At 47.0% G+C, this 713-nt stretch carries 1 protein-coding gene; it reads left to right on the top strand.

Annotation, left to right across the window (positions count from 1 at the left end; all coding sequences use genetic code 11):
- On the top strand, nt 1–713 hold a 713-nt coding region (locus A3735_RS08330; protein WP_304439983.1), incomplete at both ends, for a calcium-binding protein.

Here is a 713-nt window from a genome sequence, read left to right on the forward strand (position 1 = left end):
GAAGGTGAGGTCATTAGCGGGCTTGCGGGCAATGATACGATCACAGGTCAAGAGGGGAATGACCAATTCTTCGGTGATGAAGGTAATGACATATTGTCTGGAAACCAAGGGAGTGATGAGCTAAATGGGGGGGATGGGCAAGACACATTATATGGAAATGATGGTGATGACACCTTAATTGGCGGTAATGGCGATGACTATTTATACGGAGGTGCGGGCCATAATATCTATCACTATGCTTTGGGAGATGGGAATGATCAAATTCGTGCAGAAGGTGCTGAAGCGTCTCATCTACTCATATTTTCCGAGACGGTTGACCCAAGTGAAATAGACCTGGTGAATAGCGACGATGATTTGATCATAACCCTGACTGCCAGCGGAGAAACAATCGAAGTCTTTGGCTTTTTCGATACGGATCCAAGCCAGAGAACAAGTCTCTCGATTCAATTTGATGCAACTTCGTCAACATGGTCAGATTCTGAGCTTCGAACTAAAACATTTGAGGCAACAGCGGGCAACGATACCATTCAGGGGACAGCTGACGCTGATACGCTAAGTGGATTGGCGGGAGATGATAATCTAAATGGCTTGGACGGTGATGACATACTCTTAGGCGGAGAAGGGCGCGACACCTTAAATGGAGGTACCGGCAATGATACTTTAGATGGTGGTGCGGGGGACGATTCCCTAACAGGTGGTTTAGGCAATGATAC

This window comes from Oleiphilus sp. HI0061 (assembly GCF_001635675.1).